At 52.6% G+C, this 8751-nt stretch carries 7 protein-coding genes; 3 read left to right on the top strand and 4 right to left on the bottom strand.

The genetic code is table 11. The features are described 5' to 3' along the window. Positions 1-152: 152 nt before the first annotated feature. The gene (locus KNP76_RS12860; protein ID WP_211780109.1) at positions 153-1802 is read right to left on the bottom strand and encodes a glycoside hydrolase family 13 protein; all 1650 of its coding nucleotides are present in this window, start codon (positions 1800-1802) and stop codon (positions 153-155) included. Between the two features lie 113 nt (positions 1803-1915). On the opposite strand from KNP76_RS12860, the gene KNP76_RS12855 reads away from it, so the two are divergent. From KNP76_RS12855 to KNP76_RS12845, 3 genes are all read left to right on the top strand, one after another. Beyond that, positions 1916-2695, top strand: coding sequence for an AraC family transcriptional regulator (locus KNP76_RS12855; RefSeq protein ID WP_034816831.1), 780 nt, complete (start codon positions 1916-1918; stop codon positions 2693-2695). A gap of 83 nt (positions 2696-2778) precedes the next feature. Next, complete coding sequence (locus KNP76_RS12850; protein WP_211780111.1) at positions 2779-4119, top strand: globin family protein; 1341 nt, start codon at positions 2779-2781, stop codon at positions 4117-4119. Positions 4120-4137: 18 nt separating this feature from the next. Continuing rightward, complete coding sequence (locus tag KNP76_RS12845; RefSeq protein ID WP_214844757.1) at positions 4138-5040, top strand: class F sortase; 903 nt, start codon at positions 4138-4140, stop codon at positions 5038-5040. 45 nt (positions 5041-5085) lie between these two features. On the opposite strand, the gene KNP76_RS12840 is transcribed toward KNP76_RS12845, so the two are convergent. The 3 genes from KNP76_RS12840 to KNP76_RS12830 form a co-directional block, all read right to left on the bottom strand. After that, the gene (locus KNP76_RS12840) at positions 5086-5793 is read right to left on the bottom strand and encodes an ABC transporter ATP-binding protein (RefSeq protein ID WP_034805278.1); all 708 of its coding nucleotides are present in this window, start codon (positions 5791-5793) and stop codon (positions 5086-5088) included. Further along, positions 5793-7430, bottom strand: coding sequence for an ABC transporter permease (locus KNP76_RS12835; RefSeq protein WP_214844756.1), 1638 nt, complete (start codon positions 7428-7430; stop codon positions 5793-5795). The genes KNP76_RS12840 and KNP76_RS12835 overlap by 1 nt, the downstream gene beginning before the upstream one ends. A 134-nt stretch (positions 7431-7564) precedes the next feature. Further along, a complete protein-coding gene (locus KNP76_RS12830; protein ID WP_214844755.1) occupies positions 7565-8635 on the bottom strand; it encodes a Fe(3+) ABC transporter substrate-binding protein in 1071 nt (356 codons plus the stop codon). Positions 8636-8751: the final 116 nt, after the last annotated feature.

The raw sequence follows: 8751 nt of genomic DNA, 5'->3' as shown, positions 1-8751 counted from the left end.
GGCTGGGCATGGAAGAACGCCCAGCCCGCCTGAAAAAGGGGCTCGGGCAGAGCGCCTCAAGGCCCGAAAACGACAAAGTCACGTTTCAGTTCGCCTGAAACGTGACTTTGTCTACAATCTGAAAAAACTCGCCTCTAAAGGCGAGTTTTTTGTCACACTTTATACACTTGTGCCTCGTACGGGCGAAGCGTGAACGGGGACACGGGTTCCATGTTTCCGATGACGCGTTCGTTCACTTCAAACGGGAGTTCCCGCACTTGCTCCTCATCCGAGAAGTTACACAGGACGAGCCATGTCTCACCTTCGTACGTCCGTGTGAACGCATATACCGCCTCGTCGTCTGGTAAGAGCAGTTCATACTTCCCGTAGACGACGACCGGGTTCTGTTTCCGGAGCTGAATCAACTGGCGATAGTAGTGGAAGAGCGAGTCCGGGTCTTTCCGGGCCGCTTCCGCATTGATGTCGACGTAGTTCGGGTTGACGTCAATCCAAGGCGTCCCCGTCGTGAACCCTCCTTGCGCCTCAGCCGACCATTGGACCGGCGTCCGGGAGTTGTCGCGTCCACGCTCGTGGATGCCGCGGAAAATCTCTTCATGCGTGAGCAGTCCGTTCGACGTGTAATCGCGATAGGCGTTGAGCGTCTCGATGTCCCGATACTTGTCAATCGCATCGAAGGCGACGTTCGTCATCCCGAACTCTTCCCCTTGATAGATATACGGCGTCCCTTTCAACATGTGTAAGAGCGTCGCGAGCATCTTCCCAGACCGCACGCGATATTCTGCCGAATCGTTCCCGAAACGGGAGATGGCACGCGGTTGGTCATGGTTGCTCCAATAAAGGCTGTTCCAGCCTTCCTCGTCGAGCCCTTCTTGCCAACGCGAGAAAATCGTCTTCAAATCAGTCAACTTCCAATCGGTCGGGTTCCACTTCCCAAAGCTCCCGTTGCCGACGTCGACGTGCTCGAAATGGAATACCATGTTCAACTCGTTCCGATCTTCAGCGGTATACAGTTTCGCTTCCTCGACGCTCACGCCCGGCATCTCGCCGACCGTGATTGTGTCGTACTTCGAGAGTACTTCCTTGTTCATCTCCTGCATGAATTCGTGAATGCGTGGCCCGTTAAAGAAGAACGGTGTCCCGTCGCCGTAACCCGTGCCCCGCGTCTCCCCGTCCGGATAGCTCTGGTCTTTCGAAATCATGTTGATCACGTCCATCCGGAACCCGTCGACCCCTTTATCGAGCCAATACGTCATCAAGTCGTACACTTCACGACGAAGCGTCTCCGACTCCCAGTTGAGGTCCGGTTGTTTCTTACTGAATAGATGCAAATAGTACTCATCCGTCGCCTCATCATACTTCCAGGCGCTGCCGCCAAAGAACGCCCCCCAGTTCGTCGGAGGCTGTCCGTCCTTGCCTTTCTTCCAAATGTAGTAGTCACGATACGGATTGTCTTTTGACGAGCGAGATTCCATGAACCAATGATGTTCGTCCGACGAGTGGTTGACGACGAGGTCCATCATGATTTTGATGCCGTGACGATGCGCTTCCTCTAACATCGCATCGAAGTCTGCCATCGTGCCGAACTCGTCCATGATGGCGCGATAGTCGCGAATGTCATATCCGTTGTCGTCGTTCGGCGAATCGTATACCGGCGAGAGCCAGATGACGTCGATGCCGAGCTCTGCTAAATAAGACATCTTCTCGGTGATGCCCGGGATGTCCCCGACCCCGTCCCCGTTCGAATCGTTAAAGCTGCGCGGATAAATTTGATAGACGACCGCTTCTTTCCACCATTGTTTCATGTTCATCCTCCTCATACGTTCTGTCGCCTTCATCGTACCGTCTATTCGAACACATGGCTATCCATGATATGATTGAAATATGAACGATTTTGCTATTAAGAAAGGAAGATTCGATGGAGATCGGCTTTTGTGGCTATTCTTATCACACTACATCCTATACTTTTCCGTTTCCAAATCAACTTGAGACGTATTTGATTCGGTTGCAGACGGAGGGGACGGCCCGCGTCGTCATCAACGGTGAGACGTATGCGGCACGCCCTGGGGACTTGTTGCTCGTCAGGCCGGGCGATGATTACGCGCTCCACGTCGACACCCCGGCGAGCGGCGACTATCACTTGTTTTGTTTAGGTGCCCCGCTCGATGCCTGGTGGGAAGAAGCGCCCCGTCAGACGATGACGTCCATTCCGATTGATGCACGCATGCTATCGCTTTGGCAACACATCACAGAAGAGGCGCGGCGTCCTGCAATCGACCAAGATGAGCGGATTATCGAGACGCTCGTCCAAGCGCTACTCTTCATGCTTGACCGGGCGATGCATGAGAATCGGATGAATACGCGGCCGCCCGTCGTCTCCCGCATGATGCGCTATATCGAAAGCCACGCGACGGACGACTTTAAAGTCGCGGACGTCGCCGACGCGGTCGGACTGAGTGTCTCGCGCACGGTGCATCTCTTTAAAGAAGCAACCGGTCTGACCATCATCGCCTACGCTCAGTCGATTCGCCTTCAACTCGCTGAAGAACAGATGCGTTACACACAACACTCACTTGAACAGATCGCCGAACAGTCCGGCTTTCATTCGTATCCGTATTTCCATCGAATCTTTAAACGAAAATATGGCGTCGCACCAGGGGTTTATCGCACACTTCAACAAAAAAACGAAAATAAATAAAAAAAGAGTGATCCATTTTTTGAACCGCTCCGTTAGATGGGTGTAAACAACGACAACACTCACAAAACAAAGGAGCGATTCACATGAAGAAGAAAACAATGAACAAGATTGTAGCACCGGCATTAGCGTTAGGCTTACTCGTCCCACTCAACGCCCAGGCGGCAGATCACGCACCGACAGCGAGCACACCGGCCGGTGACCTTCGTGCGACACTCGACCAGTTGCTATCTGAGCACTATGTCTTAGCGGTCACATCGATGATGAAAGCATACGACGGAGCAGCAGACGCTGAAGTGGCGATGAAAGCGCTCGACCAAAACGCACTCGACATGACACCTGCCATCGCATCGATTTACGGTGATGAAGGCGCGGCCCAATTCGAAGAAATCTTCGCCGGCCATAACGACTACTCGGCAGACTTCGTCGAAGCAGCGAAGTCAGAGGACCAAGAGCTCCGCGCTGAGGCAGAAACAGAAGTCGACGAGTTTGTCGAAGAATTCTCGACATTCCTTGACGCCGCGACAGAAGGTAACCTTCCTAAAGATGCAGCGGCTGACGTCCTCGAACTTCATGAAGAACAAGTCCTCTCTGTATTCGACAACTACGTAGCAGGTGACTACGAGTCGGCATACATGACGTATCGTGAAGGATACAAGCTCATGTTCGACATCAGTAAAGCCCTCTCAGGTGCGATCGTCACACAAATGCCTGACAAGTTTGATTCACCAGCCGACACACCGGCCGTCGAGCTCCGCTCAACGTTGAACAGCCTTGCAGGTGAGCACTTCGCTCTCGCCGCAATCGGCATGCAAAAAGGATACGACCAAGCAGAAGACTTCGACTACGTGAGCTGGGCGGAAGACCAGAACACACTCGACTTCAAAGCAGCCATCGCTTCTGTATACGGTGACGAAGGCGCAGCGCAGTTCGAGAAAGTATGGAACGGCAACCACATCACAGCCCAAGGTGACATTGTCGCTGCCACACTCGAAGGTGACGAAGCGAAAATCGAAGAAGCTCGTATGAAGCTTGACCAGTTCGCTGTCGACTTCAGCACATTCCTCGATGCAGCAACAGAAGGCAACTTGCCACAAGCTGCCGGTGAAGAAGCAATCAAACAACACGAAGCACTCGTGCTTCAAACGTTTGATCAATATGTAGCCGGTGATGCAGAAGCAGCTTGGATGTCATTCCGTGAAGGATACGCGTTCATGTTCGGTGTCGGTGAAACACTCGGTAACGCGATCGTGACACAAATGCCTGACAAGTTCCACGAAACAACAATGCCTGAAGAAATGCCTGAAACAGGTCTCGGTGGTGCACAAACACAATCGATGAACACACTCTACGCTGGCCTTGCTGTCCTTGGCGGAATCTTACTCGCCTTCGTCACACTTCGCAACCGTAAAGTATCTGAACAATAAGAAATAAGGAGGGAGCCCATGAACAAGCGCCATTTGTTTCTGGCGCTCTCTCTCTTTTGTTTTGGCTTCTGGACGTGGACGAGCGCCCAAGAATCGTCGTCACCACCTGTAGAAGAAAAACAAATAGAGGAGAGTCCAGATTTATCGGCTGAATTCTCACTTCTACAGGAAGAGGTGAAGAAACTTCGGCTCGCAGTGGAAGAAGAAAGTGCTAAGGCAGTGACCCCGGTCACCATCCAAATCCCAAAAATTAACGTCGATACCGCCATCGAACAGGTCGGCTTGCTCGAGAACGGTCAGATGGGTGTACCGGCTGACGAAGATCAAGTCGGCTGGTTCGAACCTGGCGTCAAGCCCGGAAGTAAAGGCAATGCCGTCATCGCCGGACACGTCGACAGCAAGACGGGGCCCGCCGTCTTTTACGAGCTCGACCAACTCGTTGCCGGTGATGAAATCGTCATCGTCGATGAGGCAGGGAACACGCTCCGGTTCGAGGTGACGAAGACCGAGCGCTATGAGACGGCGAATGCGCCCATCAAAGAAATCTTCGGCGCAACGGACAAACGGAACCTGAACTTGATCACGTGTTCCGGAACGTTCGGCAGTGCCGGTTATGACGAGCGATTCGTCGTCTATACCGAACTCGTCAATGCGGAAATCCCTCTTGCCGATGACGTTGTACTCGATGTCCCGACGAACGTTGAACTCCGTGGTACGTTCCTCACGTGGCACGCTGTGCGTAACGACGCGGTCATTGGATACCGGATTTACCAAGTGATTGATGGGGAGAACGTGCACATTGAGAGCGTTCCGTCCCACGCTCGTAAAAGTATTGAAGTACCGGACGAAGCGGCCACCTATTACGTAACGGCAATCGACCGGCTCGGCAACGAATCAAGTCCTGCTGAGGCAACCGAATAATTAAAAAAGCTCCCGCAGGACGGTCGTCCTACGGGAGCTTTTCTTTTACACGAAGCAAGGAATCTGCGGGTTGAACGTCTTGTTGTTCTCCGTCATGATTTGCTTCTTAATTTTGCCTTCACCAAGATAGACGATACGATCGGCGAGCGCCTCCGCGTCTTCCTCGTCATGGGTGACGAAAATCGTCGTCGTGCCTGTCTGTTTCAAGAGACGGCGCAAGTCGTCTCGGATCCGGTGCTGGAGTGACGTGTCCAAGTTACTGAACGGCTCATCCAAGATGAGGAGGGACGGCTTCGGTGCGAGCGCACGCGCGAGCGCGACACGTTGCTGTTGACCGCCGCTCAGTTCGTACGGGAACCGGTGACGGAAATCCGACAAGTTCACGAGCGCGAGCATCTCTTCGACGCGTTCGTTCCGTTCTTTCCGTCCAAGCTTATGGAGCCCGAACCGGATGTTCTTCTCAACGGTCATGTGCGGGAAGAGTGCATAGTCTTGGAACACCATGCCGACCCCACGCTGTTCCGGTGGCATGAATTGGCAGTCATCGCAACAGACGCAATCGTTCACGACGACGACGCCTTGATTCGGCATCTCGAGACCGGCGATGAGGCGTAAAATCGTACTCTTCCCTGACCCGCTGTCACCGAGGAGCGATACGATTTCACCTTTTGTGATCGAGAGCGAGAACCCTTTAATCGTCTCTTCATGCGCACCCTTATAGCTGAAGTGTAAGTCGTTGATTTGAACAAACATTAGTCGGCCTCCTTATCAAGCACCTTATGGAAAACAAAGATCAACAGTCCGCTCATGAGCACGATGACGATCGAGGCGAGCGCGGCCTCGTGAATCTTCTCGTCACTGACATACTTGAACGCCTGTGTGGCGAGCGTCGAGAAGTTGAACGGTTGTAAAAACAATGTCAGCGGCAACTCTTTCATGATATCGATGAACACGAGGATGAACGCGCTCATAATCGCCCCTTTGATCATCGGGATGTCGACGCGGAAGAACGTCTGCACGGTCCCCCAACCGAGCATGCGTGACGCTTCCGTGAACGACTTACCGACTTTCTCGAACCCACTCTCGATTGAGTTGTACCCGATGGCGAGGAAGCGGATGACATAGGCGAAGATGAGCATGATCAGCGTCGTCCGAAATACGAACGTCTGTCCGAGATTGAGTGCGAGCGCGACGTTCAGTACCCACTCATCAAGCAATAAAAAGAGGGTAATGACGGCGATGGCGATGGCCGCACCTGGAATCGAATAGCCGAGCGTCGTCACTTTCGAGATGACGCGCGTCATGTTCGACGGGAACAATCGCGTATAGTTGGCGATGATGAGCGCGAACACGAGGATGATCACCGTGGCGATGAAGGCGACGCTCACCGTGTTCCAGACGAGACGGAGAAACTCGGCGGTGAACACTTGCTCGAACGTCAATACCGTCCAGGCGACGAGTTGAACGAACGGGATGACGAAGGCGATCCCGAACACCGTCGACACGTAACCGAGGACCGCGTAACGATGCCATCCGTTCAGTGGTCTCGGCTTCAGCGGCTTCACTTTCGTCGTCGCATAGCTGAACTGCTTTCTCCCCCGGACGAGCCGTTCCATCGTCAAAATCGCGATGACGAGGATCATGAGCGTCCCGGCGAGCTTGAGCGCAGAAGACGTGTCCTTCATCCCGAACCACGTACTGAAGATGGCCGTACTGAACGTCTGAATCCCGAAATACTTCACGACCCCATAGTCGTTTAACACTTCCATCAAGACGAGGCTGACGCCGCCGATGATGGCGACGCGAGAAATCGGGATGACGACCGTAAAGAAGATGTCCCATGACCCGCGCCCAAGGATGCGGGCGTTCTCGATCATCGAGGAAGACTGGTTGTGGAGAAAGGCCCTTGTGATCGTATAAATGTACGGATATAAAAAGAGCGTGAAGATGAAGATCGTTCCTTGAATCGTCATGATGTTGAAATACGACTGATTCACGGAAATCCCAAAATCGTTCCGGAGCGTCGTCTGGATGATTCCGGTGTAATTCAAAATCCCGTGGTACGTATACGCCCCGATATACGGCGGGATGGCGAGCGGTAAGATGAGCGCCCATTTGAAGAATCGACGGAACGGGAAGTCGTAGACGGTGATGAACCAGGCAAGGCTCGTCCCGATCACCGTCGTCAGCACCCCGGTCGCCAGCATAATTATCAGCGTGTTCCGCACGTAACGCGGTAACAAATACTCACGGATGTGTTGCCAGTTGTCGTTCACCGGAGCGAACAACTCGACCAAGACGATGACGCCGGGCAAGACGATGAACACGAGCGCGATAAAGCTGAGGATGGCCCATCCATTCAGTTGTCGTTTCATCGCATACCAGTTCATGCCGTACAGCTCCCATTCTTTCGTTCAATCACTTCCTGTCCCATCATATCAGTTTCCGCGCTCGCGTTGTACCGTCGGACTGCCGAGAAACCGAAAAATCTTCGGCCTGAACGTTTGTTCAAGCCGAAGTCGTCTTATTTCCAACCAGATTCGTTCAACACACGGATAGCTTCTTGTTGGTTCTCACCGAGCACAGACAAGTTGATGTCTTGCTCTTTGAACTCACCCCATGATTTGAGGAGCTCGTTCGGTTCGACTGATTCATTGACCGGGTATTCGAAGTTTGCACTTGCGAACTGCTCTTGAGCTGACGGGTTAGACATGAACTCCATGAGTTTTTTTGCATTCTCTGAGTTTTTCGACGCTTTTGTCATCGCGATCCCAGAGATGTTGACGTGCGTGCCAGTCGTGTCTTGGTTCGGGAAGAACACACCGACTTGTTCCGCGACTTTCTTTTCTTCCGCGTCTTCTGAGTTCAACATGAGACCCATGTAGTACGTGTTCATGATGGCGACATCGCCTTCTCCGGCGACGACGGCTTTCGCTTGGTCACGGTCATTCCCTTGCGGGTCACGCGCGAAGTTGTTCACGAGTCCTTCTGCCCATTCTTTCGCCTTGTCGACACCGTTCACTTCGATGAATGAGGCGAGGAGCGAGATGTTGTACATGTTCTCCGATGGACGAACGAGTACTTTACCGTTCCACTGTTCTTCTGTGAGTGCTTCATACGTCGACAAGTCTTCAGGGTTCACACGGTCTTTCGCATAGACGATGACACGAGCGCGCTTCGTGAGACCGAACCACTCATTGTCCGTATCTCGGTATTTTTCTGGGATGTTCGACTCAAGCACGTCGCTATCGACCGCTTGAAGATGACCTGATTCTTTCGCTTGGTGCAAGTTTCCGGCGTCCGCCGTGATAAAGAGATCTGCTTCTGTGTTCGACCCTTCTGTATTGAGACGCTCGAGTAGCTCGTCGCCCTTCCCTTCGACGACGTTGACTTTCACACCCGTCTCTTCTTCGAACTGTTTGTAAAGCTCTTTGTCGACGTCGTAATGACGGCTTGAGTAGACGTTGACGACTTTCGACTCTTCCGCCGTCTCATTGTCTCCTGTTGTCGTTGTCTCTTCTGTGCTCGCGCAAGCGGCAAGTAAAGATGTCGTAAGTGCTGCCGAAAGTCCTAGTGCCATATACTTTTTGTTCATGTGTAAGTCCCCCACGTTTTAGTCTGTTTATTGGTAATGATAATTACTCTCAATTACTATCATCACTGATAATCATTCTCACGTCAACCCTTTTTTGAAATCGTTTACAGTAGTTA

This window comes from Exiguobacterium sp. s150 (assembly GCF_018618435.1).
GTDB classification, from domain to species: domain Bacteria; phylum Bacillota; class Bacilli; order Exiguobacteriales; family Exiguobacteriaceae; genus Exiguobacterium; species Exiguobacterium alkaliphilum.
Note: the sequence above shows the minus strand (reverse complement) of the source record. Positions and strands in the feature narration are given on the sequence as shown.